The organism is Reyranella sp. (assembly GCF_965249915.1).
Taxonomy (GTDB): Bacteria; Pseudomonadota; Alphaproteobacteria; order Reyranellales; family Reyranellaceae; genus Reyranella.
Genome location: NZ_OZ252257.1, coordinates 1064292 through 1089387, shown reverse-complemented (window position 1 = coordinate 1089387; position 25096 = coordinate 1064292). Strand labels below are relative to the sequence as shown.

General features: G+C 65.7%; 26 protein-coding genes. 8 read left to right on the top strand and 18 right to left on the bottom strand.

Annotated elements, in window-relative coordinates; translation table 11 throughout:
- Positions 1 to 275: 275 nt before the first annotated feature.
- Entirely contained in the window at positions 276 to 518 is a 243-nt protein-coding gene (locus tag ACP15H_RS05460) for a FitA-like ribbon-helix-helix domain-containing protein (RefSeq protein ID WP_425069860.1), read from the bottom strand.
- Positions 519 to 732: 214 nt separating this feature from the next.
- Positions 733 to 1257, bottom strand: a complete 525-nt coding sequence (locus ACP15H_RS05455) for a GNAT family N-acetyltransferase (RefSeq protein ID WP_425065195.1) — start codon at positions 1255 to 1257, stop codon at positions 733 to 735.
- 115 nt (positions 1258 to 1372) lie between these two features.
- Between ACP15H_RS05455 and ACP15H_RS05450 the strand changes: the two genes are divergently transcribed.
- Positions 1373 to 2602: an LLM class flavin-dependent oxidoreductase gene (locus tag ACP15H_RS05450; RefSeq protein WP_425065194.1), complete on the top strand. Its 1230-nt coding sequence runs from the start codon at positions 1373 to 1375 to the stop codon at positions 2600 to 2602.
- A gap of 307 nt (positions 2603 to 2909) precedes the next feature.
- Here the strand turns inward: ACP15H_RS05450 and ACP15H_RS05445 are convergent, their stop codons facing one another.
- A complete protein-coding gene (locus ACP15H_RS05445; RefSeq protein ID WP_425065193.1) occupies positions 2910 to 3392 on the bottom strand; it encodes an Lrp/AsnC family transcriptional regulator in 483 nt (160 codons plus the stop codon).
- Positions 3393 to 3516: 124 nt separating this feature from the next.
- Between ACP15H_RS05445 and ACP15H_RS05440 the strand changes: the two genes are divergently transcribed.
- From ACP15H_RS05440 to ACP15H_RS05430, 3 genes are all read left to right on the top strand, one after another.
- Entirely contained in the window at positions 3517 to 3903 is a 387-nt protein-coding gene (locus ACP15H_RS05440) for a nuclear transport factor 2 family protein (RefSeq protein WP_425065192.1), read from the top strand.
- Positions 3904 to 4061: 158 nt separating this feature from the next.
- Positions 4062 to 4337: a hypothetical protein gene (locus ACP15H_RS05435; protein WP_425065191.1), complete on the top strand. Its 276-nt coding sequence runs from the start codon at positions 4062 to 4064 to the stop codon at positions 4335 to 4337.
- Positions 4338 to 4427: 90 nt separating this feature from the next.
- On the top strand, positions 4428 to 4790 hold the full coding sequence (locus ACP15H_RS05430) for a PRC-barrel domain-containing protein (protein ID WP_425065190.1): 363 nt from the start codon (positions 4428 to 4430) through the stop codon (positions 4788 to 4790).
- A 58-nt stretch (positions 4791 to 4848) separates the two neighbouring features.
- On the opposite strand, the gene ACP15H_RS05425 is transcribed toward ACP15H_RS05430, so the two are convergent.
- A complete protein-coding gene (locus tag ACP15H_RS05425; RefSeq protein WP_425065189.1) occupies positions 4849 to 5265 on the bottom strand; it encodes a hypothetical protein in 417 nt (138 codons plus the stop codon).
- Between the two features lie 94 nt (positions 5266 to 5359).
- Here ACP15H_RS05425 and ACP15H_RS05420 point away from each other — a divergent pair, with 94 nt between their 5' ends.
- Positions 5360 to 6664, top strand: coding sequence for a hypothetical protein (locus ACP15H_RS05420; protein ID WP_425065188.1), 1305 nt, complete (start codon positions 5360 to 5362; stop codon positions 6662 to 6664).
- On the opposite strand, the gene ACP15H_RS05415 is transcribed toward ACP15H_RS05420, so the two are convergent.
- Genes ACP15H_RS05415 through alaS form a run of 3 tightly spaced genes read right to left on the bottom strand, consistent with a single transcriptional unit; the run spans position 6657 to position 9959 of the window.
- Complete coding sequence (locus tag ACP15H_RS05415; RefSeq protein ID WP_425065187.1) at positions 6657 to 6947, bottom strand: hypothetical protein; 291 nt, start codon at positions 6945 to 6947, stop codon at positions 6657 to 6659. The two genes, ACP15H_RS05420 and ACP15H_RS05415, sit on opposite strands and share 8 nt — an antisense overlap.
- Before the next feature lies 1 nt (position 6948).
- Entirely contained in the window at positions 6949 to 7293 is a 345-nt protein-coding gene (locus ACP15H_RS05410) for a hypothetical protein (RefSeq protein ID WP_425065186.1), read from the bottom strand.
- Entirely contained in the window at positions 7290 to 9959 is a 2670-nt protein-coding gene (alaS, locus tag ACP15H_RS05405) for an alanine--tRNA ligase (RefSeq protein ID WP_425065185.1), read from the bottom strand. The genes ACP15H_RS05410 and alaS overlap by 4 nt, the downstream gene beginning before the upstream one ends.
- A gap of 56 nt (positions 9960 to 10015) precedes the next feature.
- Between alaS and ACP15H_RS05400 the strand changes: the two genes are divergently transcribed.
- A complete protein-coding gene (locus ACP15H_RS05400; protein WP_425065184.1) occupies positions 10016 to 10711 on the top strand; it encodes a YkgJ family cysteine cluster protein in 696 nt (231 codons plus the stop codon).
- A 142-nt stretch (positions 10712 to 10853) separates the two neighbouring features.
- On the opposite strand, the gene recA is transcribed toward ACP15H_RS05400, so the two are convergent.
- The 4 genes from recA to ACP15H_RS05380 all read right to left on the bottom strand — a co-directional run bounded on the left by recA (position 10854) and on the right by ACP15H_RS05380 (position 14759).
- A complete protein-coding gene (gene recA, locus ACP15H_RS05395) occupies positions 10854 to 11921 on the bottom strand; it encodes a recombinase RecA (protein WP_425065183.1) in 1068 nt (355 codons plus the stop codon).
- A 176-nt stretch (positions 11922 to 12097) separates the two neighbouring features.
- Complete coding sequence (gene aac(3)-IV, locus ACP15H_RS05390; RefSeq protein WP_425065182.1) at positions 12098 to 12895, bottom strand: AAC(3)-IV family aminoglycoside N-acetyltransferase; 798 nt, start codon at positions 12893 to 12895, stop codon at positions 12098 to 12100.
- A 10-nt stretch (positions 12896 to 12905) separates the two neighbouring features.
- Positions 12906 to 14096: a CaiB/BaiF CoA transferase family protein gene (locus tag ACP15H_RS05385; protein WP_425065181.1), complete on the bottom strand. Its 1191-nt coding sequence runs from the start codon at positions 14094 to 14096 to the stop codon at positions 12906 to 12908.
- A gap of 15 nt (positions 14097 to 14111) precedes the next feature.
- A complete protein-coding gene (locus ACP15H_RS05380; RefSeq protein ID WP_425065180.1) occupies positions 14112 to 14759 on the bottom strand; it encodes a hypothetical protein in 648 nt (215 codons plus the stop codon).
- 47 nt (positions 14760 to 14806) lie between these two features.
- On the opposite strand from ACP15H_RS05380, the gene tcuA reads away from it, so the two are divergent.
- Together tcuA and ACP15H_RS05370 are read left to right on the top strand one after the other, a co-directional pair.
- Positions 14807 to 16297 carry an FAD-dependent tricarballylate dehydrogenase TcuA gene (gene tcuA / locus ACP15H_RS05375; protein WP_425065179.1) on the top strand — a complete coding sequence of 497 codons (1491 nt, stop codon included), beginning with the start codon at positions 14807 to 14809 and terminating at the stop codon, positions 16295 to 16297.
- Positions 16298 to 16391: 94 nt separating this feature from the next.
- Positions 16392 to 17369: a Bug family tripartite tricarboxylate transporter substrate binding protein gene (locus tag ACP15H_RS05370; protein WP_425065178.1), complete on the top strand. Its 978-nt coding sequence runs from the start codon at positions 16392 to 16394 to the stop codon at positions 17367 to 17369.
- Positions 17370 to 17384: 15 nt separating this feature from the next.
- Here ACP15H_RS05370 and ACP15H_RS05365 read toward each other — a convergent pair whose 3' ends face one another.
- The 7 genes from ACP15H_RS05365 to serA all read right to left on the bottom strand — a co-directional run bounded on the left by ACP15H_RS05365 (position 17385) and on the right by serA (position 25070).
- A complete protein-coding gene (locus tag ACP15H_RS05365) occupies positions 17385 to 17744 on the bottom strand; it encodes a hypothetical protein (RefSeq protein WP_425065177.1) in 360 nt (119 codons plus the stop codon).
- A gap of 18 nt (positions 17745 to 17762) precedes the next feature.
- The gene (locus ACP15H_RS05360) at positions 17763 to 18242 is read right to left on the bottom strand and encodes a hypothetical protein (protein WP_425065176.1); all 480 of its coding nucleotides are present in this window, start codon (positions 18240 to 18242) and stop codon (positions 17763 to 17765) included.
- Between the two features lie 32 nt (positions 18243 to 18274).
- Entirely contained in the window at positions 18275 to 18541 is a 267-nt protein-coding gene (locus ACP15H_RS05355; protein ID WP_425065175.1) for a carboxymuconolactone decarboxylase family protein, read from the bottom strand.
- A gap of 45 nt (positions 18542 to 18586) precedes the next feature.
- Positions 18587 to 18829 (bottom strand): hypothetical protein, encoded by a 243-nt coding sequence (locus ACP15H_RS05350; RefSeq protein ID WP_425065174.1) that lies wholly within the window; start codon positions 18827 to 18829, stop codon positions 18587 to 18589.
- A gap of 128 nt (positions 18830 to 18957) precedes the next feature.
- Positions 18958 to 19386: a hypothetical protein gene (locus tag ACP15H_RS05345; protein WP_425065173.1), complete on the bottom strand. Its 429-nt coding sequence runs from the start codon at positions 19384 to 19386 to the stop codon at positions 18958 to 18960.
- Positions 19387 to 19441: 55 nt separating this feature from the next.
- Positions 19442 to 23041: a beta strand repeat-containing protein gene (locus tag ACP15H_RS05340; RefSeq protein ID WP_425065172.1), complete on the bottom strand. Its 3600-nt coding sequence runs from the start codon at positions 23039 to 23041 to the stop codon at positions 19442 to 19444.
- Positions 23042 to 23486: 445 nt separating this feature from the next.
- A complete protein-coding gene (serA, locus tag ACP15H_RS05335; protein WP_425065171.1) occupies positions 23487 to 25070 on the bottom strand; it encodes a phosphoglycerate dehydrogenase in 1584 nt (527 codons plus the stop codon).
- Between the last annotated feature and the right edge of the window lie 26 nt (positions 25071 to 25096).

Genomic DNA, 25096 nt, shown 5'->3' with positions numbered 1-25096 from the left:
TACAAAAGAAAAATAGAGCTGGCCAAGTCAACTTCGCCGAATGCCAAGGCAGGTCATCTGTGTCGTTGTGGCCTTGCTTCTCTAAATACCGATAGTAGATACCCCACACTAGGCTTGAAGAGAGATATTGGAGAAAGTCGGCCGCTAGGCGTCCCAGAACGTGTAGGCGTGGAGCAATCAGAACTACAAGGCATTCTTCCGGCGGTTTTTCCGCCGCGTCGCTTCCGACTCCTCATGCCTTTTCGGCGCGATCAAGGCATTGAAGACGATCGTCATCAGGGATCACGATCATCGCGGATGAGGTCGGCCGATTCGCCCTCTATCCTGCCGGCGATCGGGGCGCGGAGGCGCGCGGCGCGCTGGCCGAACTCGTCACGACCGCCACGCAGGGCCTCTTCGAGGATCAGGCGGTGCTCGGCCTCGGCGCTGCGGGCGTTGGCGGCGGCGCGTTCCTTGAGCACCAGGACGAGGGCTTCGGGAAGTCTCTGATCACGAGCTGTACCGCGGCCGAACGATATTACGTATCATGCGTTGAAATTGCGACTATCGGGCTATTTTAAGGGGGCGTCGCGGCCCATAAACGAAATAACCGCAATAAACGAATCATTCGAAATGAGTGTCGCACCCCCTAGACCGGTATCCTGATACCGTCGGCGGGCCGATATTGCCCGCCGGTGCCTGTAGAAACCTGTTCCAACAGCCTGTTGAGCCCCCTGCGCCGGGCCGTCCGCCCTAGCGCATCACCTTCTCGAAGCGGAAGGCCTCCCCGTCGCCGGGCAGGTCGTCTGGGGTCGGTCGATGCGCGTCCGGGTGATGCCGGTTGAAGAACTCGACGATCCTGAAGCCGCATTTGTTGACGTAGAAGTGGATGTTGCGCTTCTCGAAGTAAGGCGTGTGCGTCTGCCACACGAGGGTCTTCGGATACCTCTCCTCGATGGCCTGCCAGGCCGCATGCCCGATGCCCCTTCCATGACCGCCGAGCGAGATGAAGAAGAGGTCCAGTGAGTTGCGGTGCGTGGCTTCGTCGATGCTGACGACCGCACCGCCGACTTTGCGGCCTTCGGAGAGAATGCGCAGGGTGACGGCGCCGGGTGCGGCCATCGAGGCGTCGAGGTCTTCGTCCGAGGGGATCGGACCATCCGGCAGCGCGCCGAATTCCTCGACGACGGCCACGGCGAACGCTTCCTGCAACTCCTTCTTGAAGGCCGGAAGGTCGGCGGCCTCGGTGACGGCGAGCGTGATCATCTTGCTGGTCATGCCGCGCTTCTAATCCACGACCGCGCCGATGTCGCTTCATGGAGCGAAATAAGAGGCCGGCCCTCTTGCGGCGGGTCCATTGTCCGTCATGCTCTCTCCAAAAGGAGGGAACGCCATGAAATTCGGCATCTTCTACGAGCTGCAGCTGCCCCGGCCGTGGGCGCCCGGCGACGAGCATCGGCTCTATCAGAACGCGCTCGACCAGGTCGAGCTGGCGGACCGGCTGGGCTACGACCATGCGTGGCAGGTCGAGCATCACTTCCTCGAAGAGTATTCCCACTCGCCCTCGCCTGAGTCCTTCCTCGCGGCGGCGAGCCAGCGGACGAAGAACATCCGGCTCGGCCACGGCATCTTCCAGGTGACGACCAACCACCCGACGCGGGTCGCCGAGCGCGTGGCGACGCTCGACCTGCTGTCGAACGGGCGCTGCGAGTTCGGCATGGGCGAGAGCGCCTCGATCACCGAGCTCGAGCCCTTCGGCGTCACCATGGAGAACAAGCGCGAGATCTTCGAGGAAGCGGTCCGCGCCATCATGCCGATGTTCAAGGACGGGCCCAGCGAGCATGCGGGCAAGGTCTGGAACATCCCGCTGCGCATGGTCGTGCCGAAGCCCTTGCAGAAGCCGCACCCGCCGCTCTGGGTCGCCTGCTCGCAGCTCCAGACGCTGACCAAGGCCGGCGAATGGGGCATGGGGGCACTCGGCTTCCAGTTCGTCTCGGCCGATGCCGCGCATGCCTGGGTGCATGCCTACTACAACGCCTTCGTGAAGCGGCAGAAGAAGCTCGCCGACTACAAGACCAACCCCAACATCGCGCTGGTCAGCTTCTTCATGTGCGCCAAGACCGACGAGGAGGCGCGCGCCCGCGCCGACGGCGACACGTTCTTCCAGTTCGCGTTGCGCTTCTACGGCCAGTCGGCCGACCGGCGCCGGCCGGCCGCCGGCACGGTCAACATGTGGGAAGAGTACGAGAAGTGGAAGAAGGCCAACCCGGAGCAGCATGCGGCCTCGCTGCGCGGCGGCCTGATCGGCTCGCCCGACACCATCCGGCGCAAGCTGAAGAAGTTCCAGGAGTCGAACATCGACCAGGTCGTTCTGTTGAACCAGGCCGGCAAGAACCGCCACGAGGACATCTGTGAATCTCTGGAGCTGTTCGCCAAGGAAGTGATGCCCGAGTTCCAGGGCGCCCATCCCGAACTGCTGAAGTGGAAGGAGCGCGTTCTCAACCGCGACATCGACCTGGCGGAGATCGACACCACCGCCTTCACCGACCGCTACGGTGGCACGATGAAGGGCATCGCGCCCACGGCGCCGGCTGCCCCGCAGAGTGTGCGCGCGGCAGAGTAACGACGCGCCAAGCGTCATCCCTTGACCTCATGCTGAGGAGCGCCGCGAAGCGGCACGTCTCGAAGCATGGGCACGAGCACCACGCTGTTGCCCACCCTTCGAGACGGCCGCGATGCAGCCTCCTCAGAGTCCGGCCCGAAATGAATTGAATCGATTCAAGCACTGACCTCATCCTGAGGAGCCGCGCCTTGCGCGGCGTCTCGAAGGATGGGCAACAGGCAAGGTGCGCGTGCCCACCCTTCGAGACGCATCGCTGCGCGATGCTCCTCAGGGTGAGGTAGATGGGTAAGGGCGAGGCGAGGAAACATTACGGCTTCAGGTGCCCCAGCGGCAGCACCGCGCCGGCCTTCAGGGTCTGGATCGCGATGGTGCTCTTCACCTCGCGCACCAGCGGCAGGTTGAGCAGCTTGCCCACCAGGAAGCGCTGATAGGCATCGAGGTCGGGCACCGTCACTTCGAGCAGATAGTCGGCGTCGCCGGCGACCATATGGCAGGCGACGACTTCCGGACAGCCGACGGCCTCCTCCTCGAAGGTCGTGGCGCGATCGTCGGCATGGCCCTCGATCTTCACGCCGACGAACACGGTGAGGCCCAGCCCGATGCGCTTGCGGCCGAGCATCGCGCGATAGCCCTCGACATAGCCCTCGCGCTCCAGCCGGTTGACGCGGCGCAGGCAGGGCGATGGCGACAGGCCCACCTTCTCGGCGAGATCGACATTGCTCAGCCGTCCGTCGGCCTGGAGCACGGCCAGGATGCGCCGGTCGATGGCATCCAGCTCTTCGATTGGCATCTTCGACTCTCCTGGCGTGTACAGACGCCATCTCGTGCCACTGCACTGGCTTCCATGAGCCATGAAAGCAAGGACATGCCAACGGCGATCGACGGAAACTGACCTCGTTCCCCAAGAGGACAGCATGACCGAGCCGACTGAAATCGCGAGCTTCGCCATCCCCGGCGCCATCGCAGAGACGCTCCACCGCTACATCGACGGGGCGCGAACGGGCGACATCGCCCGGCTGCGCTCGGCCTTCGCCGAGGGCGCCCGCGTGAGCGGAAGTTATGGCGGCAAGCCCGTGACGTGGAGCCTGGAGGAATTCTGCGCAGCCGTCGCCAAGGGCGGGCCGGCGCCCGGCCTGCAGGCGCGGATCGTCGCCATCGACGCAGCCGGCGGGGCCGCGACGGCCAGGCTCGAGGCGCTCGACTGGCGCGGCACGCGCTACACGGACTTCTTCGTGATGGTCCGGCGCGAGGACGGTTGGCGGATCGACAGCAAGGTCTTCCATGCGCACACGCGCGCCTGAAGTTGCGCGCGAGGTCGCAGCAAAGTCACAGGAGGCGTCATACCCTCGCCGCTTCCGTCAGCTAGTTAACATCCAGGAGACAAACCGCACCGGAGATGCGGCCAGTTGATCTTGCCCTGCGGACGTGAATGGGCCTCTAGTTGTGCGAGGGGAAGACGATGTCACGCAGCCTGGATGCTCCACTCAGTCCAAACGAGGAAGTGACGTTGCGCCGGGTCGCACTCGGCATCTCGCCGATGAAGGACCTCGCCGCGCGCGACCTCATGCGCCTGACATCCCTGTCGCTGGTCGAGATCGATGCCGGCGTCCCGCGCCTCACGGAATTCGGGCGCCAAAGGTATCGCGCCCTGCCCCGTGCTGCGAACGTGAAGGACGTCTCCCTCGAAGCGATGATCGCCGCGGTCGGCGACAGGCTGCGCAAGACGACGGACTAGGCGGCGGCAATGTGAAGTCTTTGCGACCTCCGCAACTGGCCGGGAAGGCCCGCGTTCTTCAGGCGACCCTTCCCCAAGCAGGAGAGAGCAATGACCGACCTGACCCTGACTCCGAAGAACCTGATCGCCGCCGAGCGCGTCACCGGCACGGACGTCTACAATCTGCAGGGCGACAAGCTCGGCACCGTCGAGGACATCATGATCGACAAGGTGAGCGGCCGCGCCATCTATGCCGTCATGTCGTTCGGCGGCTTCCTCGGCATCGGCGAGAAGCATCATCCGCTGCCGTGGTCTACGCTGAAGTACGACGAGCGCCAGGGCGGCTACGTGGTGGCCCTCGACCGGAAGGTCCTCGAAGGCGCGCCGACCTTCGACGAAGCGGAGGATTTCAGCTGGACGCCCGACTACGGCCGCCAGGTCGACAAGTATTACGGGGTCCCGACCTACTGGTAAGACACGGCGCTGACGATGCCGGCCGGATGCCTCAAGAGGGGCGACCGGCCGGCATTTTTCATGGCGTGACCTTCTGGCAGCCCGCGCCCTGCCAGCGATAGCCTTGCGCCGAGCCTGAGACCATCGTCCATTCGACGATGCAGCCCTGGCGCACGAGGGTCGGCGGGAAGCCGCCCATCGGGATCCAGAGGCCTCCGCCCCAGCCCCATCCCCAGCCGCCGAAGCGCTGGTACATCGGCGGCATGCCGGGATCGATGTACGACGTATCCCAGCGCCATTGGAGAATCTTGCTGCCGTCCTCGAGCTGGTAGCTGTTGTCGGGAATGCGGCCCATGCTGTTCAGCAGCCCGGCCTCCGGCGCGCCGGCCATGGCCCGCAGCTGACCGTCGAACGCAGCCTCGCGTTCCGCCCGCGTCTCGCAGCCGGTCAAGAGCGTCAGGAGGGCGAGGACCGCCAGAAGCGGTTTGACTGTCATGGGGCGATAGTAGCGCGACATGGCTTGGCATTCACGCGCGGCTCGGGGATGTTCGCGGCGGGCGAACTCGGTTCGCTGCAGAACGGGAGACCGGATGGCATCGGCGTTGAGGTGGCTCGCCTTCGCATTTTGCGTGGCGGGACTGGTGATGGGCCCGTTCCAGCGGACCTTCGAGGATGTCCGCCGCTACGGCTATCTCACCGACATCATGCCGTCCGACTGGCGGGCCACGAACGTCTGGCTCGACAGTACCGACTGCACGGTGTCGCGCGGCGCCTGGCTGGCGGTGTGCGAAAACGACCGCCTGATCCCGATCTCCGAGCGGGCCATCGCCGACGATCCCGGCCATGCCCTGCTGCTCAGCGCCTGGGCCGCCGTCACCGGCGAGCGCGCCACCCTGGTCGACGTGGCGCGGCTGAATGCGCTCCTCAATCTGGTGGGCCTCGTGGCGCTCGCCGCCCTGCTGTTCTCGCTGCGGGCGTGGATCACGTCGCTCGTGCTGCTGGCCCTGGGGCCGGCCGAGTTCCTGGGATGGATGGGCACCTCGCCGCACTGGGCCTTCATCGGCATGGTGAGCCTGGCCGGCCTCCTGCCGCTGGCGATCGCCACCCGCCGCAACGCCGCCTGGATCGCGGGTGGGATCGTGGCGCTGGCGCTGGCGACCCTGGTCCGCGAATCGATCGGCCTGATGGGCTTCGCGCTCACTCTGATCGCGGTCGCCGCGACGGCGCTGCGCGCGCCGCGGAGCCTTCGCGCCGTGCCGCGCCTGGGCTTGGTCCTGGTGCTCGCCACAGGCGCCCTGCTCGCCCCGAAATGGGTGACGATGGCGCGGGACGCCGCGCTGCCGATGGCGCCCGCCGAACGGCTGCAGACGCACGGCCTGTCGCACACGCTCTATCTCGGCCTGGGCTTCGTCGAGAACAAATGGGGCATCCGCTACGACGACGACTATGGCGAGGACCTCGCCAACAAGGCCGGCCTCGTCTTCTGCTCGCCCGAGTACTTCCGCATGATGTGGCGGCTCTATCTCGGACGCATCGCCGAGGATCCGCTCGAGGTCGCGCGCCTCTACTGGGAAAAGGCGGTGCGCCTGCTTTCCGTGCCGACGCTGCAGCCGGGCCCGCCTTTCGGGCTCGTGCTCGCCATCGGTCTCGCCCATCTGCTGGCGGCGGCCTGGTTCGGCGCATGGCGGCGGGTGGGTTTGCCCGAGGGCCTGGAGATCGAGGCGGTATCGCTCGCCTTTCTCGGCCTCTTCCTCGCCCAGGCGATCCTGGCCTTGCCCAGCCAAATGTATGCAGTGCCGGTGAACGCCTTCATCCTGGTGCTGTTCGGCGCGCTGGTCGAGTTCGCCGCGCGCGGGCTCTGGACGCTGGCGGCGCGCTATCGCCGGGCTACTTGATCGCGCCCAGGAATTTCTTGCACTCGTAGGTGAGCTGGTTGGTCCGCTGATCCTCGCAGGGCTTCTGCCGCTCGATCATCAGGGCAATCACATAGAAGACGAAGACGGCCAGGATCCAGGTGGTGATAGACCAGCCCATGGCGCTGTCCAGCCGGCGATGAAAGGCAGGCGTCGCACGCGAAGGCGCGGCCACCGACACGGCGCCCCGTACGAGCATGATCGTCAGGGGAAAGGTCGCCGCGCCGCAGGCCAGGTAGAGCAGAAAAACGTCGAGGACGCTCATCTCACCAGGAAAGCTTGGGCATGGGGATCGGCCCGTTCTGCTTCGGCGCCCAGCCGCGGGCCTCCATGCAGCGCGCCATCAGGCGATCGAAATTGTACTTGTACCCCTGGTTCGCCATGTCGGAGTAAAGCTCCTGCTGGCCGAAGCGCTCGCGTTCGCCCGAGAACACCGCACGACGCTGATCGTCGATATTGCGTTCCTGCTGGGTCATCGCCCGCACCTGGGTCCGGCACTGCGACTGGTCCTTGGTGAACTGTTCGGCGTCGGCGCCTTCCTTGCTAAAGTCCCGGGGCGCGCAGGCCGACATCGCCGCCGCCGCCAGAACGAGGGCGATCGCAAGCTTCATGGGGTCCCGGCCAGCGCCGCCTCGATGGCCTTCAGCGCCTCGGACGCCTTGGCCCCGTCGGGACCGCCGCCCTGCGCCATGTCGGGACGGCCGCCGCCGCCCTTGCCGCCCAGCGCCGCCACGCCCGCCTTCACGAGTTCGACCGCGCTATGGGTCTTGGCGAGATCCTCGGTGACGCCGACCACCGCCGAGGCCTTGCCGTCCTCGACGCCGATCAGCGCCACCACGCCCGAGCCCAGCTTCTTCTTGAACTCGTCGGCCATGCCCTTGAGGTCCTTGCCCGGCACGCCGTTCAGCACCCGGCCAATCAGCTTGATCCCGCCGACATCGCGCACCTCGTCGGCCGCGGACCCGCCGCCTGCGCCGCCGCCGGCCAGGGCCAGCGCCTTGCGCGCATCCGACAGCTCGCGCTCGATCCTCTTCTGGCCCTCGACCAACGCCGCCAGGCGCGCCGGCAGGTCCTCGGGCCGCACCTTCAACGTCGCCGCGGCCTCGGCCAGCAGATCGGCCTGATGGCGGACGAACGCCTCGGCCGCATTGCCGGCCAGCGCCTCGATGCGGCGGACGCCGGCCGCGACCGCGCCCTCGCCCACGATCTTGAACAGGCCGATATCGCCGGTGCGCCGTGCATGCGTGCCGCCGCACAGCTCGACCGAATATTTCTCGCCGCCGGGAACGTCGGCATCGCCGCCCATGGTGAGCACGCGGACCTCGTCGCCGTACTTCTCGCCGAACAGCGCCATGGCGCCGGCGGCGATCGCCTCGTCCGGAGTCATGAGGCGCGTCTCGACCGCCGAATTGTGGCGGATGCGGTCGTTCACCTCGTCCTCGATGCGGCGCAGTTCCTCGGGCGAGACCGCCTTGGTGTGGCTGATGTCGAAGCGCAGCCGGTCGGGTGCCACCAGCGAGCCCTTCTGCGTGACGTGCTTGCCGAGATGGCGGCGCAGCGCCTCGTGCAGCAGATGGGTCGCCGAATGATGGGCGCGCAGCTGGGCGCGGCGGACCGGGTCGATGGTCATCACGAGATCGTCGCCGACCTTGAGTTCACCTTTCTCGACCGTGGTGTGATGGGCGTGGAGATCGCCCACCATCTTCTGGACGTCGGCGACCGACGCCTCGTTGGCGCCGCTCGCCAGACGGCCGGCATCGCCCTGCTGGCCGCCCGACTCGGCATAGAACGGCGTCTGGTTGGTCACGATCCAGCCGGTCTGGCCGGCCTTCAGCGACTGGACTTCCTTGCCGTCGAGCAGGATCGCCTTGATCTGGCCCTCGGCGCGCTCGGTGTCGTAGCCCAGGAACTCGGTGGCGCCGGCCTTCTGGCGCACGTCGAACCAGATCGCCTGGTCGGCGGTCTCGCCGGAGCCGGCCCAGGCCGCCCGCGCCTTGGCGCGCTGCTCGTCCATCGACTTCTCGAAGCCATCCGTGTCGACCTTGATGTCGCGCGCGCGCAGCACGTCCTGCGTGAGGTCGAGCGGGAAGCCGAACGTGTCGTAGAGCTTGAACGCGACCTCGCCCTTCAGCGTGCCGCCGGCGGTCAGCTCGCGGGTCTCGTCCTCGAGCAGCTTGAGGCCGGTACCCAGCGTCTTCTTGAAGCGAGTCTCCTCGAGCTTCAGCGTCTCGGTGATCAGCGGCTGGGCGCGCGACAGTTCGGGATAGGCATCGCCCATCTCGCGCACCAGCGTCGGCACCAGCTTGAAGACCACGGGGTCCTGCGCGCCCAGGATGTGGGCGTGGCGCATCGCGCGGCGCATGATGCGGCGCAGCACGTAGCCGCGGCCCTCGTTCGACGGCAGCACGCCGTCGGCGATCAGGAACGATGTCGCACGCAGGTGGTCGGCGATGACCTTGTGCGAGGCGCTCTGCTTGCCGTCGGGATCGACGCCGGTCTCGTGCGCCACCGCCTCGATCAGGGCGCGGAACAGGTCGATGTCGTAGTTGTTGTGCTTGTGCTGCAGGACGGCCGCGAGACGCTCCAGGCCCATGCCGGTATCGATCGAAGGCTTGGGCAGCGCGACGCGCTCTTCCTTGGTCACCTGCTCGAACTGCATGAAGACCAGGTTCCAGATCTCGATGAACCGGTCGCCGTCCTGGTCGGGACTGCCGGGCGGGCCGCCGGGGATGCCCTCGCCATGGTCGTAGAAGATTTCCGAGCAGGGGCCGCAGGGGCCAGTGTCGCCCATCGCCCAGAAATTGTCCGAGGTCGGGATGCGGATGATCTTGTCGTCGGACAGGCCCGCGATCTTCTTCCAGTGGCCCGCCGCCTCGTCGTCGGTGTGGAACACCGTGACCAGCAGCTTCTCCTTGGGCAGACCGTAGTCCTTCGTGAGAAGGTTCCAGGCCAGCTCGATCGCGTGTTCCTTGAAATAGTCGCCGAACGAGAAATTGCCCAGCATCTCGAAGAAGGTGTGGTGACGGGCCGTGTAGCCCACGTTCTCGAGATCGTTGTGCTTGCCGCCGGCGCGAACGCACTTCTGCGAGGTCGAAGCGCGCGAATAGGAGCGCGTCTCCAGGCCCGTGAAGACATTCTTGAACTGCACCATGCCGGCGTTCGTGAACATCAGCGTCGGGTCGTTGCGCGGCACCAGGGGGCTCGACTCAACGACTTCGTGGCCGTTCTTGCGGAAGTACTCTAGGAAGGTACGACGGATTTCGCTGACGCTTTGCATGCCGGCCTTGTAGCGTGCGCCAGCCCGTCAAGTCCAGAACAGGGAACCCAGGGGAAATGGCCGCCGAGGCCCATTCTACCGCCACTCTTCGCCTCTCCGTGGGCGAGCTCCGGATCGTCCATCCGATCACCGTACCGACCGGCCCGGTGAGCGCGGCCGAGGTCGTGCCCGCCCTGCAGGGGCTGGTGAACGTCGTGGTCGCCGCCGCCGAGGCCGGCAAGGCCATCTCCTGCCGCAAGGGCTGCGGCGCCTGCTGCCGCCAGCTCGTGCCGGTCTCGCGCACGGAGGCTGAACGGCTACTGTCGACGGTCGCGGCCCTGCCCGCGGAACGGCGCGCCGTGCTGGAAGGCCGATTCGCCGCCGCCGAAGCCGCCCTCGCCGCCGCCGACCTCAAGGAGCGCAAGGGCCGCCCCGACCGCGAGCTGTCGACCGCCTATTTCGCGCTGGGCATCCCCTGCCCCTTCCTCGAGGAGGAGAGCTGCTCCATCCATCCCGACCGGCCACTGGTCTGCCGGGAATATCTCGTCACCTCGCCCGCGGAACTCTGTGCTGGGCCCGGGCAGGAAGGCGTGACACCGGTGCCCGTGCCCAAGGTCTCGCTGGCCGCCCGCGGCCTGCAAGACGAGCGCGAGGACTGGTTTCCGCTGGCGCTGCTGATGGATTGGGCGAAACGCCGGCCCAAGGCGGGTGCCCGGCGCACAGGTCCGGAATGGGTCCAGCGGTTCCTGAAGGGGATGTCGCGGAAATCTTGAGGGTGTGCTGCACCACTCATGGCTGTTCTGCGCTTGCCCCGCCATTTTTTTGGACGCCAGGGGCGCCCAAAGAAAATGGGCGGTACCGCGCGTGGGGTGCGGTACCGCCCTTAGGGACCCGGAGACAGGGGATCAGGGTCCGCTATTCGTCGTCGTCGTCTTCCTTGCCGCCCTCCATCAGGGCGTTGGCGAGGATGCCGGCGTTGGCACGCACCTTGTTCTCGATCGCGTTGGCGACTTCGGGGTGCTCGCGGAGGTAATTCTTGGCGTTCTCGCGGCCCTGGCCGATGCGGGTGCCGTCGTAGGAGTACCAGGAGCCCGACTTCTCGACGACGCCGGCTTTCTCGCCGAGATCGATCAGCTCGCCATTCTTGGACACGCCCTCGCCATACATGATGTCGAATTCGACGACCTTGAACGGCGGCGCCACCTTGTTCTTCACGACCTTGACGCGCGTGGCATTGCCCACGACCTCGTCCTTGTCCTTCAGCGCGCCGATACGGCGGATGTCGAGGCGGACCGAGGCGTAGAACTTCAGCGCGTTGCCGCCCGTCGTCGTCTCGGGGCTGCCGAACATGACGCCGATCTTCATGCGAATCTGGTTGATGAAGATCACCAGCGTGTTGGACTTCGAGATCGAGGCGGTGAGCTTGCGCAGCGCCTGGCTCATCAGGCGGGCATGCAGACCCGGCAGGGAGTCACCCATCTCGCCTTCGAGTTCGGCGCGCGGCACGAGGGCCGCGACCGAATCGATCACCAGCACGTCGATGGCGCCGGAACGCACCAGCGTGTCGGCAATTTCGAGCGCCTGCTCGCCGGCGTCGGGCTGCGAGATCAGCAGGTTGCCGATGTCGACACCCAGCTTCTTGGCATAGCCCGGATCGAGCGCATGCTCGGCGTCGACGAAGGCGCAGGAACCGCCCTTCTTCTGCGCCTCGGCAATCACGTGCAGCGCGAGCGTCGTCTTGCCCGAGCTTTCCGGCCCGTAGATTTCGACGATGCGGCCTTTGGGCAGGCCGCCGATTCCCAGCGCGATATCGAGGCCCAGCGAGCCGGTCGAGATCGCCTCGATCTCCAGCGCCTCGCGCTGGCCCAGCTTCATGATGGAACCCTTGCCGAAGGCGCGCTCGATCTGGGCGAGAGCGGCGTCCAGCGCCTTGTTCTTGCTTTCCATGCCTTCTTTTTCGACCACCTTGAGCATCGCCGACATTGGCTCTCTCCTTCTTCCCATGCCCCTGTCAGGAGCGGCAATGCGGATAAGTCCGCAAAGGGTCTGGTCATCCAGTAGCGCCACTGTACCCATTTTGTTCCATCTCGCAACGGAACAAATAACCCCCTGAAAGAACTAATGTTCTTGACACAAGTTCTAGATATGTTCCTTGTGGGTTATCCCCGCATCGGGACAGGCTCTCTCATGCCCCCGCAGCGCGCCTCGTCGCACTCCGCACAGCCTTGTCCCGGCCCGTGCAGGAAGATCGTGGGTTGCCGCCGCATGGCTTCGACCGCGAGACCAACGATATCGCGGGCACGCGCGAGGCGCGCTGTGCCATGGCCGACCGGCCCCTCCGCCTGCAATGCCCTCGCCCGCAGCCAGTCGTCGGCCAGTGCAAATCGCTGACAGCAATGATCGTTCTCCAGATAGTCGATCCGAACGCGCCGTCCGTCCTGCATCACCGAGCAGTGCCGCGGGATACCGTACGGCACGTCGGCAATAAGTTCGGCGAGATGCAGCGATGTATCGGCCTCGTGCCCGACTCCCAGCAGCAGAACCTGGCCGTCGAGATCGTGGACTCGGCCCACCGGACTGTCCGGAACGTGCGGCGGCAGCGGCAGCGGCGTCACCACGACCGCTCCGGCGCGCGGTCCGACGGCGGCGAAGGCCTGCAGATGATCGGAGCGCACGACACCCGGGAGCCGCCAGAACAGATCGGCCGTCGCTCCGAGATCCTCCGCAGCCGCTGTCGTCGCCGGATCGAACGGTGCTTCGTCGTCGCCGGTCCAGGACGGCATGACCAGCGTGCCATCAGGCCCGAGCGCGAGGCGCAGCGCGTCGATCAGACCGAGCGGCCCGCCTTCGATCGGCCGGACGGCCCGAAACGACGTATGCACCAGCAGCACGCCGCCAGCGCGCACGCCGAGCGTGCGCAACTGGTCGGCAACCTCAAGCCGCGTCAACGCCCGCACGGCACGGCGTCTACTTCGGTCCGAGCAGCCCGGCCGTCTTCAGCCCGGCGATGCCCGCTGCGTCATAGCCGATCTCCGCCAGCACCTCGTCATTGTGCTGGCCGATCTCCGGCGGATTGGAGACAAGCGGCGGCCGCCATCCCATCATCTGGAAGGGCAACAACGGCAGCCGGGTCTGCACGCCGCCGGACAGGGTGGTCGGTGCGAGCGAGCCGTTCGCCAGGAGGTGCGGATGGTCGAACAGGTCCTGCGGCCGCGCGACCGGCGCGAAGGAGATGTCCGCTTCGAGGCACATCTGCTCGAGCGCATCCTTGGTATAGGCCTTGAACACCTCGGCAACCTTCGGCACCAGCCAGGGCCGCGCCTCGATGCGCAGGTTGTTGGTGGCGAGCTTCGGATCGGCCGCAAGTTCCGGCTGCTTGAAGAACTCGCAGAAGCGCTTCCACTGGCCGTCACTGGTGATGCCAACGAAGACCTGCAGATCGTCGGCCGTGTTGAAGATCTCGTAGACTGCCCAGGAGCTCACCCGCTCCGGCATCGGTGGCGGTGCGGCGCCATTGATCGCGGTGATCGCGAGATGCTGGCCCATCAGAAACACGACCGATTCGAACAGCGCGCTCTCGACCAGCCCGCCCTTCCCCGTACGGTCGCGCTGCTTCAGAGCCAGCACCGTGCCGAAAGCGCCGAACATGCCGCCGACGATGTCGATCACCGAGGTTCCGGCGCGCAGCGGCCGGCCGCTGGGGCCGGTCATGTAGGCGAGCCCGCCCATCATCTGCACGACCTCATCGAGCGCCGGCCGCTTCTCGTAGGGGCCGGGCAGGAAGCCCTTCAGTGCGCAGTAGACGAGACGCGGGTTGATCTTCTCCAGGTCCGCGGGCCCGAGCTTGCGCTTGGCCATCGAGCCCGGCGCAAAGTTCTCGATCAGCACATCGGCCTTTTCGAGCAGCTTCACCAGCACCTTGCGGCCCTCCGGTGAATCGGCGTCGAGCGCCAGGCTCTTCTTGTTGCGATTGAAGTAGCCGAAGAAGCCGGCGCCGAAGCCGCGCAGTTTGCGCGTCCGGTCGCCATCGACCGGCTCGACCTTGATCACCTCGGCGCCGAGGTCGGCCAGGATCATGCCGCAGGACGGTCCCAGGATCGTGTGGGTGAGCTCGACGACGCGGACGCCCTTGAGGGGCGGTTCAAACGATGAGGTCATGCCCCATCAGATACCTCACCCCGCCGGGGCGAGCCACGTGTCGATATCCTTGGTGAATGGCAGGCCCGCCGCCTCGCCCACCACCTGATGACCCACGCCGGCGCCCACCAGGAATGTCTCCTGATGCGGGACGGCATTCGCCTTGAGCATCGTGCGGATCGCCCTGCCGTCATGGCCCCAGCCGATCGCCTCGACCTTGCCGTCGAAGGCTCGGTTGACGATTGACAAGAACTGGGCACGCTCCTCGTCGGTGAGGGCCGGCACGGCATCGATGTCGCCCAGCAGGAACAGCCGACCGCCGAACTTCGCGACCAGCGCGGCCACCGAATTGCGGGCTTCGACGATGATTTCCCGGTTGGGCCCACGGCGAACCCGGGCCGCGAGCGACAGTGGCAGCACCGCGGCCCCCAGGTTGGCCCCGGTGTTCATCAGCGAGGCGGTCAATTCCTTGTAGGTGATCCCGAGACGTTCCGCCCGCCGGACGCGCATTTTCGCGACTTCCGGACTGGGCGACTTCCACGCCTTGGCGGCGGCACGGCGCCACACCCAGGCGCCCCACGACATGTCGAAGGTCGGGCCGTTGTTGTGCCCGATGCCGGGACGGCGTAGCAGGACCTCTACATTCGCATGTCGGGCCGCAAGACGGTCGAAACGATCACCCATTGCGCCTATTGTATCGCAAATTTGGTGCCGAAATCGAGGAGCGAGGCGTGGACGATTTTCAGGTCGATGTGTTGGTGGTGGGTGCGGGCAATGCCGCGGCGTGTGCGGCTCTGGCGGCGCGCGAGACGGGCGCCTCTGTGGCCATGCTGGAGGCGGCCCCCGAGGCCGAGCGCGGCGGCAACAGCACCTATACGGCCGGCGCCATGCGCGTGGTCTTCCACGGCGTCGACGACCTGGTGCAGCTCTACGACCTCACCGAGGACGAGAAGCGGGACGTCGATTTCGGCAGCTACACCGCCGACCAGTATCTCGACGACATGGGCCGGGTGACCAACTATCGCTGCGACCCTGAGCTCACCGACATCCTGATCGGCCGCTCCTTCGAGACCATGAAGTGGATGCGCTCCAAGGGCGTGCGCTTCCAGCCCTCCTACGGCCGTCAGGCCTTCAAGGTGAACGGCAAGTACAAGTTCTGGGGCGGCCTCGCGGTCGAGGCCTGGGGCGGCGGACCGGGCCTCGTCGATCTCGAGCACAAGGCCGCCGTGAAGGCCGGCATTCCGATCCATTACGAGACGGCGGCGGTGTCGCTGATCGAGGAAGACGGTGTCGTGCGCGGCGTCATCGCTCGCCACAAGGGCCGCAAGGTGAAAATCGGCGCTAAGGCGGTCGTGCTGGCCTGCGGCGGCTTCGAGAGCAACGCCGAGATGCGCACGCGCTATCTCGGACCGACCTGGGATCTCGCCAAGGTCCGCGGCACGCGCTTCAACACCGGCGCCGGCATCAACATGGCGCTGGCGATCGGCGCCAAACCTCACGGCAACTGGTCGGGCGGCCACGCCGTCGGCTGGGACATGAACGCGCCGGAGTTCGGCGACCTCGATGTCGGCGACAACTTCCAGAAGCACTCCTACCCGCTCGGCATCATGGTGAACGCCAACGGCCTGCGCTTCGTCGACGAGGGCGCCGACTTCCGCAACTACACCTACGCCAAGTACGGCGCCGTGATCCTGGCCCAGCCGCAGCAGTTTGCCTGGCAGATATTCGACTCGAAGGTGCTCGACAAGCTGCGCGACGAGTACCGCATCAAGCGCATGACCAAGGTCCGCGCCGACACGATCGAGGAGCTCGCCAAGAAGCTGGAAGGCGTCGACGAGCAGCAGTTCCTGAAGACCATCAAGGAATGGAACGCGGCCGTCATGACCGAGGTGCCATTCAACCCGGCGATCAAGGACGGTCGCGGCACGCGGGGCCTCGCCGTGCCGAAGACCAACTGGGCCAACACGATCGACCAGGGTCCGTTCGAAGCCTATGCCGTGACCTGCGGCCTCACCTTCACCTTCGGCGGTCTGAAGATCAGCAACGAGGGCGAGGTGGAGAACACCGACGGCCACGCGATCCCGGGCCTGTTTGCCGCGGGCGAGCTCGTGGGCGGGTTGTTCTACCACAACTATCCCGGCGGCACGGGCCTGGTCTCGGGCGCCGTGCTGGGCAAACTCGCCGGTGACGGCGCCGGCAAGTACGTCGCGGGAAAGAACTGAGCCCCGCTTGCCGCTCGACGGAATTGGCTTCAAGGTCCCGGCAAACTGAGGTTGCGAGGCGCGGATCAACCGCGCGCGCTACAGGAGGAAGAACATGTTTCCCATCACTCGCCGCCATGCGCTGGCTCTCGGCGGCTCGTCCCTGCTGCTGCCGTCCGCCGCGCGCGCCCAGGCCACCTGGCCGGCCGGTCCGGTGACCTTCGTCGTCGGCTATGCCGCGGGCGGCAGCACCGACATCAACGCGCGTGAACTGGCGAATGTCATGACGCCGGTGATCGGCCAGCAGATCATCATCGATAACAAGGGCGGCGCCGCCGGCTCGATCGGCCTGCGTGCCGTCGCCAACGCCAAGCCGGATGGCCAGACCATTTTCGTCGCCGTCGGCACGAACGTGATCATCAACCCGCACGTCCAGAAGGGCATGATCGACACGCTCGCGAGCCTCGCCCCGATCTGCCAGATCACGGACTACCAGTACGTCCTGGTGGTGGGTAACTCGGTACCGGCCAAGAATGCGGCCGAACTGGTGGCCCTCGCGAAGAAGGATCCGGAGAAGCTGACCTATTCGTCGTCGGGCGTGGGCGGCAACAATCACCTGGCGGGCGCGCTGTTCGCGGAAGCCGCCGGCGTCAAGCTCACCCATGTCCCCTACAAGGGCACCGGCCCGGCCGTGGCCGACGTGATCAGCGGTCAGATCACCATGAACTTCTCGTCGCTGCCGCCGGCGGTCTCCCAGGTCAAGGGCGGCAACCTCAAGGCGCTGGCGGTGACCGGCAACAAGCGCATCAAGTCGCTGCCGGACGTGCCGACCTTGAAGGAACAGGGGATCGACGTCGTCGTCACCAGCTGGCAGGGCCTGTTCGCCCCGGCCAAGACGCCGCCGGACATCCTCGACAAGATCGACAAGGCCGCCAAGGAGGCGATGAAGAACCCGAAGTGGGAAGAGGCCCTCGCCCGCGACGGCCTGGAGATGCCGCCCGATCGAACCCGTGCCCAGTTCGCCAAGTTCGTCGCCGACGAGCATGCCTTCTGGGGCACGACCCTGAAGAAGCTCAACATCCAGATGGAGTAGCGGCCGCGGGCCGCTTCAGCCGGGCGTCCGTGCCTTGGCCTGTGTGCGCCGCCTCTCCTCGCCCACGGCCCTGAGGCGCTCGACATCCTCGGGCTTCACGCGCCCGTAGCGCGGGCGCCAGTCGTCGTCGGATGGCCAGAGCACATCCGACCGCCGCGTGGCGCGCGGCGCGTCGGCATCGCGCAAGAGCCCCAGCGCCTGCCCCGCGATCGTGCGCTGCAGGTCTCGCCGTCCCGGCGGGCCGCATGGATTGCCCAGCGGGAAATCCGTGAACAGGAAGCGCGGCACGCCGCAATACTCGACGATATCGAGGGCGGAGCCGACGATCACTGTCGGCATCCCGTTGGCTTCGAGATGGCGGGCGACCAAACTCACGGTTTGGTGGCAGACGGGTCAAAGCGGCGAGAGCAGAGCCACGTCGGCGCCGTCGGCGCGCAATCGCTCGAGGATCTGCGGCGCATCGATCTCCATCGTCTTGCGCTGGCTGTATTCGGTGGGCACGCCATGGAAACGCGCCGCCACCCCGCCGACCAGCCCCTCTGCCGCGCTTTGCTGAACGGCCTCGATCGGCAGGAAGCTGGCCCGGTCGCCGGTATGAGTCGATTCCTTGTCCCATGCGAGGTTGTCGGTGAAGAGCTTGGCCGGCGCCGGCGAGACCGCGTTCGACCAGACCTGCCGCGTGCCGGACGCATCGCGATTGCCGAGATCGGGCGGACTGGCCGTGGTGACGAGACCGATCCTCGCCTGGGACAAGGGCTTGGCGAGCGGCGCGAAGGGCACGTCGTCGAAACTCGACCAGACATAGTCGGACGGGTAGCCGAGCGCGCGATAATAGTCCCTCGTGCGATCCCTGTAGCGGACGGGCTCGGTCATCGCTTCCTCCGGCTTCTATTCTTGCCGTCAGTCTAACCGCGTTTGGGCACCATGCAGAAGCCCTGTGCCTCGATGCCCAACGCGGGATTGAACTTCGAGCGGAAATTCTCCATCGCAATCGCCGCGGTCAGCTCGACGATCTGCGCCTCGCTGAAGTGCGTCTTGAGCTGGTCGACGAGTGCATCGTCGACCTTGCGATCGGTGTAGGTGATGCGTTCGGCATATTCGAGCGCCAGCCGCTCGGCCTCCGAGAAGAGCGTGCTGTCACGCCAGGTCGTGACCTCGGCCAGCTTCTCCATCCCGCCTTCCGTCGTCTCCAGCACACGGCCGGAATTGATATCAATTCAAAACGGGCAGCCGTTGATGGTCGCGACGCGCACGTAGAGCAGTGCCGGCAATCCTTTGGGCAGAAGGCCCGACTGTTCGATCGACTGGCCCAGCATGCCGGCCGCCTTCAGGATCGGCGGACAGTGCGCCATCACCTTGGTCGGATTGAGCAGGCCGCCGAACGTCTCGCGCTGACGCTCGAAGACGGCCTTGAGGGTCGGATCGCCGCGATCCTCTTCAATCTCGCTGACACGGGGCATCGTGCACCTCACCGTTGCAGGGAAGCTGAGGTTAGCGTCCGCGCCTGTCACGAAGCGACGGACATCTTCTCATGACGCCATGAGACCGCCGAAGCCTTGGAAACGACCGAGCCGGGCCGACGCGCGGATCAAGGCCGCTGGAGGTCGGGGCGCGCGACCCACCAGAAAACCATCGCGGAACTCAGCGCGCAGACCAGCACGAACGGCAACAGAAAGGCGAGATTGGCCAGCAGGTTCAGCCAGGCAGGATCGGCCGCATTGCCCTCGAAGCCCGCCAGCCCGGCAAACAGGCCCAGGAAAACGAAGCCCAGCGCGATCCCGGCCATCGCATAGGCGCGCCACCCATCCCAGCCTTTGCGGCGCATGACGAGGAAAGCCGGCAGGCCGACCAGCAAGGCAAACGGATAGGCGACGTAGGCGGCAAAGGCCGCATAGCCCAGCGTCTGCGCATTGCCGCCGGCAGCCAGCACCACCCCCGCCAGGATCACCGCCGGCATCATCGGCGCGACCACGAAGGCCGCGACGGTACGATACGCCCTACGGCGAGCGGACGGCATCCCTCTCCTCCTGTCGGTCGGGCCGCGAAATCTGGCCCGGCCGTCGTCCTTAGCGTCAGACGATCAGGAAGTCAGTATGGTCCAGCGTCCCGTTCAGCAGGGTCTGGATCGTTGCGAAGACCACCGCGGCGCCGGCGCCTGAGCCATCGGCATCATAGCTCACATTGCCCGTGGCGCTGTTGAAGATGATCCGGTCGTTCGCATCGAGGGCCGCGGCACCATTGACGAAGGCCCCCGCATCGAGGGCGCCATCGGCCCCGAGCTGTGTGAAGATCGCGTTGTCCAGGTTGAAATGATCCTGGCCATGCGCAAAGCCGGTGATCGTGGCAAGGTTGCCCGCACCGATCGCGGAATCGAAGACGAATGTATCGCCGCCGCCATTGCCGATGAGCTTGTCCATGCCTCCCCGGCCATTGAACACGTCGGCGCCGTTGACCCCGTCGATGACATTGTTTCCGCTGGTCCCGATCAGGGTGTCGTTCCAGAAGGTTCCGGCGAGGTTCTCGATCGAGACATAGGTGTCGCCGGCGGCATCGCCGGTATTGATCGACACATTCTCCAGCGACGCGGTGAGCCCAGTCCCGCCCGAGACGCTGTATTGATAGTACGAGACCGTGTCGGTCCCGTCGCCGCCGGTCAGCGAATCGGCGCCCGCTCCTCCGTCGAGGAAGTCGTCACCCGAACCGCCCACGAGCTGGTCGTTGCCATCGCCGCCAGTTAGCGAGTCGTTGCCGAAGCCGCCAGACAACGTGTTGTTGCCAGCGTTTCCGATCAGGATGTCGTTGTATGACGAGCCGCTCAGCCCTTCGATGGACGTGTACACGTCGCCCGCCGCCTCGCCGGTGTTGGCCGACGGGTCGATGAGCGATGCCGTTAAACCGATCGTGGAGTTCCCGTAAGCGGCATAGTCGAACCCCGAACCGCCATCGAGCTGGTCGGCGCCACCGCCGCCAAGCAGCCAGTTGTCGCCGCCGTTGCCGATGAGGACGTCGCCGAATGCAGAGCCGGTGAGGCCTTCGATCTGCACGTAGGTATCACCCGCCGCCTCGCCGGTGTTGATCGCAGAGTCGGCCAGCGACGCCGTGACTCCCATGGTCGCGTTGAAATAGGACGCGTAGTCGAAGCCGGCGCCGCCGTCGATATGGTCCGCCCCGAGGTTGCCCTGGAAGGTATTGTCGAAACCGTCGCCGACCAGGACATCGTTGAAACCCGATCCTGCGAGAGATTCTATCGAGACATAGGTATCACCAGCCGCGTCCCCCGTGTTGATGCCCGGGTTCGCCAGCGACGCCGTGATGGCGGTGGTGGCGGTGGTGTAGCTCGCATAGTCACTGCCCAGTCCGCCGTTCAAGACGTCGGCGCCAGCGCCGCCCCGCAGCGTATTGTTGCCGGCGTCGCCGATCAGGGTGTCGTTGAAACGGGAGCCTTCAAGTCGCTCTATCAGATTGTATGTATCGCCAGCCGCCTCGCCGGTATTCACCGATGGGTTGGCAAGGGATACGATGACGCCGGTCGTTGCGTTGATGTAGGAGGCGTAGTCTCCGATCCCGCCGCCGCCGCTCAGGAAGTCGCTTCCCAAGCCACCGATTAGCATGTCATCGCCATTGCCGCCGCTGAGTATGTCGTTCCCGGCGAGACCGCTCAGCGTGTCGCCCGATTCGCCGCCGGTCATGATGTTGTCGAGGGCATTGCCCGTTCCCGAGAAGGGTCCCGTGCCGATGTATTTCAGGTTGGCGACGGAGGCGTCCAGCGTATAGCTCGTCATCGCCGTCTCGATCGGGTTGGTCGTGACGGCCACGACCTCATCGATGCCCTGGCCGGCCAGGGCCGCGTTCTCGGCCGGTGTCAGCGTCGTGAGGTGCGCCGAGGTATCCGCCAAGACCACGTGGTCCGCCTGGGTGAGCGCGACCGCTCCAAGGGCGCGATACTGCGCTACGGTCAGCGTCAGCACGTTGTCCGTCGCATCGATCCGGTCGACGCCCTTACCGGCGAGCGCCGAGATATCCACGTTTGCGATATTGGCGCCCGTGTCGCGCAGGGTCACGAGGTCGCCCGGGGTCAGGGCGATGCCTTGTAAAGCATCGTACTTGGCCGCCGTGAGAACCAGGGAATCGTTCGATGCGTCGAAGCGATCGACGCCGTGCGCCCAAAGACCGTAGATCTGATCCGGCGTCAGTTTTGCCAGATCGGCGCCGGTCACCACGACCATATCGCCTGTCGCCAACGTCACCGTCCCCAGTGCCAGCGCCTGAGCCCTGGTCAGGGTCACGGTGCCGTCGGTGACGTCGAGCTGATCGACGCCCTTCGCCGAAAGCCCGCCGAGTTGCTCGGGCAAGAGGGCCGATATCTCGGCCCCGGTGCCGGTCACCGTGACGACGTCGGCCTTCGCAAGCGCCACCGTGCCCATCGCCTGAAGCTGAGCCAAGCTCAGTGCCAGCGTGCCATCCGTGGCATCGAACCTGTCCACAAAGCTCGCCGCAAGGGCCGCGACTTCCGCCTGCGAAAGACCGGCGAGGTTCGCGCCCGTATCGGCCAGCGTAACCGTGTCCTTGGAGTTCAGGCCGATCGTGCCACTGATGGCGCGATACTGCTCCACGGTCAGGGAGAGCGTATTGTCGGTCGCGTTGATCTTGTCGATGCCCGCCGCGCCAGCCGCAACCAGCTCCACCGGCGTCAGGCTCGCAAGGTTGGCGCCCGTGTCCGCGAGGGTCACGACATCGCCTGCGGACAGGGCAATCGAGCCCAGCGCCCTGAACTTTGCCACGGTGAGCGTCAGCACGTCATCCGTCGCATCGAGCATGTCGACCCACGCCGCCATGTCGGAGAGCATGTCCGGATCATATTTCTGAAGTCGGGCGCCGGTGTCTGCCACGGTCACGAAGATATCGCCGTCTATCGACGTGAATTTGGCGTGCTGCGCCACATTCATGCGAACGCTGCCGGTACCCGTCAGCATAAGAGTCTGGACGCCGGACATGATGGGGAAGCGCATTGTAAAGTCGACGGCGCCGGCCGTTTCCACGTGGAGAGCGTTCGAGCCTTGTCCCAGCACGAAGCTGTCCACGCTCACGAACTGCTGCGCCGTCACGCGCAGATGGTCGTCGCCATTTCCGCCAACGACTTTCAACACTTCGACATTATCGAGATTGGACCACGCCCCTGTCGTCGCGTCCGCAATATCCTCGTCTCCATCGAACTTCAGATTCAACGTATCGGTCCCGGCGTCGCCATCGAACGCACTGAGTGCGGTGAAAGCGCTGAGACCGAGCGTAATCGTGTCGCTCGAGACCGTGCCGACGAACTGCTCCACGCCGGTAATCAAAGTTGCAGACAGATTGATCGTCGTCGTGCCGTAGAGGCCGAGGGTGTCGAAACCATCCCCTCCGTGGATTTCGTACTTGGTCGCCGCGCCGGCAACGTACAGATAGTCGTCACCTTCTCCGCCGGATAACGTCTTCTTGCCGCCGCCTTCGGCGATCAATGTATCGCCACCGCTGCCACCCGACGCCACGCTCGTTCCGCCGCCGTTGATGTGCAGCGTGTCATCGCCGCCGTTGCCGTTCAGCCTATCATTGCCACCATTGCCGATTGCGGTATCGTTGAACTGGGTGCCGTCGAAAGTCTCTCCGGCTGATGTGCCGATGAAATTTGCCATTGCCCGCGCACTCCCGAATCTCTGCTACGCACAAAAATGGCCGCCTGAGGCGGCCAAATGCTTCAATTGTCGGGATCCCTGGCAACGCCGTGCGACGGACGACACCCGCCGACGACGACGGAAACTCCGTTCGTAGCCTTCTTTCGAATTCCCGCGCACAGCGAGTATCAGGATCGCCCCCACTCAACCACGGCGGGCATTAACGCACAATCGATAAGATTGTAAATCGCAATCTTCCTCCGCCGCAGGGCAGCGGTCCTCTGATTGTTCAATATCGAACGCAGGAATGTGACGGTTGTGAGATGTTTCCAAATTCAACGGACGCACTCATGGAGTTCGCCGGAAGATGGAGGGCTCCGCCACTGACAGGAGACCCCAGTCGGCAACTCGCTGAACGAGTGCCGCGGAGGCCCGTCAAGCGGGCCTCCGAGTAGTCAAAGAGCAATCAGAAGCCCAGCACCTTGGCCTGCACCACACCTTCGATGCCGACGATCTTGCCCATGAGGTCGTCGGAGATCGGCTGATCGACCTGGACCAGCGCGATGGCCGATCCGCCCGGCGTGTCGCGGCCGAGATGGAAGGTGGCGATGTTGACCTTGCCCTCACCCAGCAGCGTGCCGAGGCGGCCGATGAAGCCGGGCTTGTCGTCGTTGGTGATGTAGAGCATGTGCGGCGCGAACTCGGCGTCGATCTCGATGCCCTTGATCTCGACGATGCGCGGATGCTTGCCGCCGAACAGCGTGCCCGTGACCGAGCGCGTGTACTTCTCGGTCGTGACCGAGAGACGGATCATCGAATTGTAATCGGTCTCGCGCTCGTGCTTGACCTCCGCCACCTCGATGCCGCGCTCGCGCGCGATGACCGGCGCGTTGACCATGTTGACCGAGGTGAGCTGCGGGCGCAGCACGCCCATCAGCGCCACCTGGGTCAGCGGCTTGACGTTGAGCTTCGCCACCTGGCCCTCGAACTCGATCGAGACGGCCTTGATGTCGGTGTCGGTGAGCTGGCCCGCGAACGAGCCCAGCTTCTCGGCGAGGTCGAGATACGGCGCCAGCTTGGGCGCGTCCTCGGCGGAGACGTTCGGCATGTTGAGCGAGTTGGTCACCGCGCCCGTCAGCAGGTAGTCGGCCATCTGCTCGGCGACCTGCAGTGCCACGTTCTCCTGGGCTTCCACCGTCGAGGCGCCGAGATGCGGCGTGCAGACGAGGTTCGGCGCGCCGAACAGGACGTTCGACTTGGCCGGCTCCTCGACGAACACGTCGAAGCCCGCCCCCGCGATGTGGCCCGAGACCAGCAGGTCGCGCACCGCCAGCTCGTCGACCAGTCCGCCGCGCGCGCAGTTGACGATGCGCACGCCCTTCTTGGTCTTCATCAGGTTGGCGCGGGAGAGGATGTTCTTGGTCTGCTCGGTGAGCGGCGTGTGCACCGTGATGAAGTCGGCACGCGCCAGAACCTGCTCCAGCGTCGCCTTCTCGACGCCGAGTTCGGCGGCGCGCTGGTCGCTCAGGAACGGGTCGTAGGCCACGACGCGCATCTTCAGGCCGATGGCGCGTTCGGCGACGATCGAACCGATATTGCCGCATCCGATCAGGCCCAGCGTCTTGAAGCTGAGCTCGGTGCCCATGAACTTGTTCTTTTCCCACTTGCCGGCCTGGGTGCTGGCATTGGCCTCCGGCACCTGGCGGGCAACGGCGAACATCAGCGCGATGGCGTGCTCTGCCGTGGTGATGGCATTGCCGAACGGCGTGTTCATGACGACGACACCGTGCGAGGTGGCTGCCTTGATGTCGACGTTGTCGACACCGATGCCGGCGCGGCCCACGACCTTGAGCTTCTTGGCCACGGCCAGAACCTCGGCCGTCACCTTGGTGGCCGAGCGGATCGCCAGCCCTTCGTAGTTGCCGATGATCTCGCGCAGCTCGGCGGGCTTCAGGCCCGGCTTGAAATCGACGTCGCAGCCGCGTTCCGAGAAGATTTCGACGGCGCGGGGGGACAGCTCATCGGAAATGAGAACCTTGGGCTTGGCCATTACAAACACTCCTCAAGTCAGGGGAG

Bases quoted from the DNA above. Each gene is read 5' to 3' on its own strand.
- ACP15H_RS05455 (WP_425065195.1), bottom strand. From the start codon at position 1,257: ATGACCAGCAAGATGATCACGCTCGCCGTCACCGAGGCCGCCGACCTT.
- ACP15H_RS05450 (WP_425065194.1), top strand. From the start codon at position 1,373: ATGAAATTCGGCATCTTCTACGAGCTGCAGCTGCCCCGGCCGTGGGCG.
- ACP15H_RS05445 (WP_425065193.1), bottom strand. From the start codon at position 3,392: ATGCCAATCGAAGAGCTGGATGCCATCGACCGGCGCATCCTGGCCGTG.
- ACP15H_RS05440 (WP_425065192.1), top strand. From the start codon at position 3,517: ATGACCGAGCCGACTGAAATCGCGAGCTTCGCCATCCCCGGCGCCATC.
- ACP15H_RS05435 (WP_425065191.1), top strand. From the start codon at position 4,062: ATGTCACGCAGCCTGGATGCTCCACTCAGTCCAAACGAGGAAGTGACG.
- ACP15H_RS05430 (WP_425065190.1), top strand. From the start codon at position 4,428: ATGACCGACCTGACCCTGACTCCGAAGAACCTGATCGCCGCCGAGCGC.
- ACP15H_RS05425 (WP_425065189.1), bottom strand. From the start codon at position 5,265: ATGACAGTCAAACCGCTTCTGGCGGTCCTCGCCCTCCTGACGCTCTTG.
- ACP15H_RS05420 (WP_425065188.1), top strand. From the start codon at position 5,360: ATGGCATCGGCGTTGAGGTGGCTCGCCTTCGCATTTTGCGTGGCGGGA.
- ACP15H_RS05415 (WP_425065187.1), bottom strand. From the start codon at position 6,947: ATGAGCGTCCTCGACGTTTTTCTGCTCTACCTGGCCTGCGGCGCGGCG.
- ACP15H_RS05410 (WP_425065186.1), bottom strand. From the start codon at position 7,293: ATGAAGCTTGCGATCGCCCTCGTTCTGGCGGCGGCGGCGATGTCGGCC.
- alaS (WP_425065185.1), bottom strand. From the start codon at position 9,959: ATGCAAAGCGTCAGCGAAATCCGTCGTACCTTCCTAGAGTACTTCCGC.
- ACP15H_RS05400 (WP_425065184.1), top strand. From the start codon at position 10,016: ATGGCCGCCGAGGCCCATTCTACCGCCACTCTTCGCCTCTCCGTGGGC.
- recA (WP_425065183.1), bottom strand. From the start codon at position 11,921: ATGTCGGCGATGCTCAAGGTGGTCGAAAAAGAAGGCATGGAAAGCAAG.
- ACP15H_RS05385 (WP_425065181.1), bottom strand. From the start codon at position 14,096: ATGACCTCATCGTTTGAACCGCCCCTCAAGGGCGTCCGCGTCGTCGAG.
- ACP15H_RS05380 (WP_425065180.1), bottom strand. From the start codon at position 14,759: ATGGGTGATCGTTTCGACCGTCTTGCGGCCCGACATGCGAATGTAGAG.
- ACP15H_RS05370 (WP_425065178.1), top strand. From the start codon at position 16,392: ATGTTTCCCATCACTCGCCGCCATGCGCTGGCTCTCGGCGGCTCGTCC.
- ACP15H_RS05360 (WP_425065176.1), bottom strand. From the start codon at position 18,242: ATGACCGAGCCCGTCCGCTACAGGGATCGCACGAGGGACTATTATCGC.
- ACP15H_RS05355 (WP_425065175.1), bottom strand. From the start codon at position 18,541: ATGGAGAAGCTGGCCGAGGTCACGACCTGGCGTGACAGCACGCTCTTC.
- ACP15H_RS05350 (WP_425065174.1), bottom strand. From the start codon at position 18,829: ATGCCCCGTGTCAGCGAGATTGAAGAGGATCGCGGCGATCCGACCCTC.
- ACP15H_RS05345 (WP_425065173.1), bottom strand. From the start codon at position 19,386: ATGCCGTCCGCTCGCCGTAGGGCGTATCGTACCGTCGCGGCCTTCGTG.
- ACP15H_RS05340 (WP_425065172.1), bottom strand. From the start codon at position 23,041: ATGGCAAATTTCATCGGCACATCAGCCGGAGAGACTTTCGACGGCACC.
- serA (WP_425065171.1), bottom strand. From the start codon at position 25,070: ATGGCCAAGCCCAAGGTTCTCATTTCCGATGAGCTGTCCCCCCGCGCC.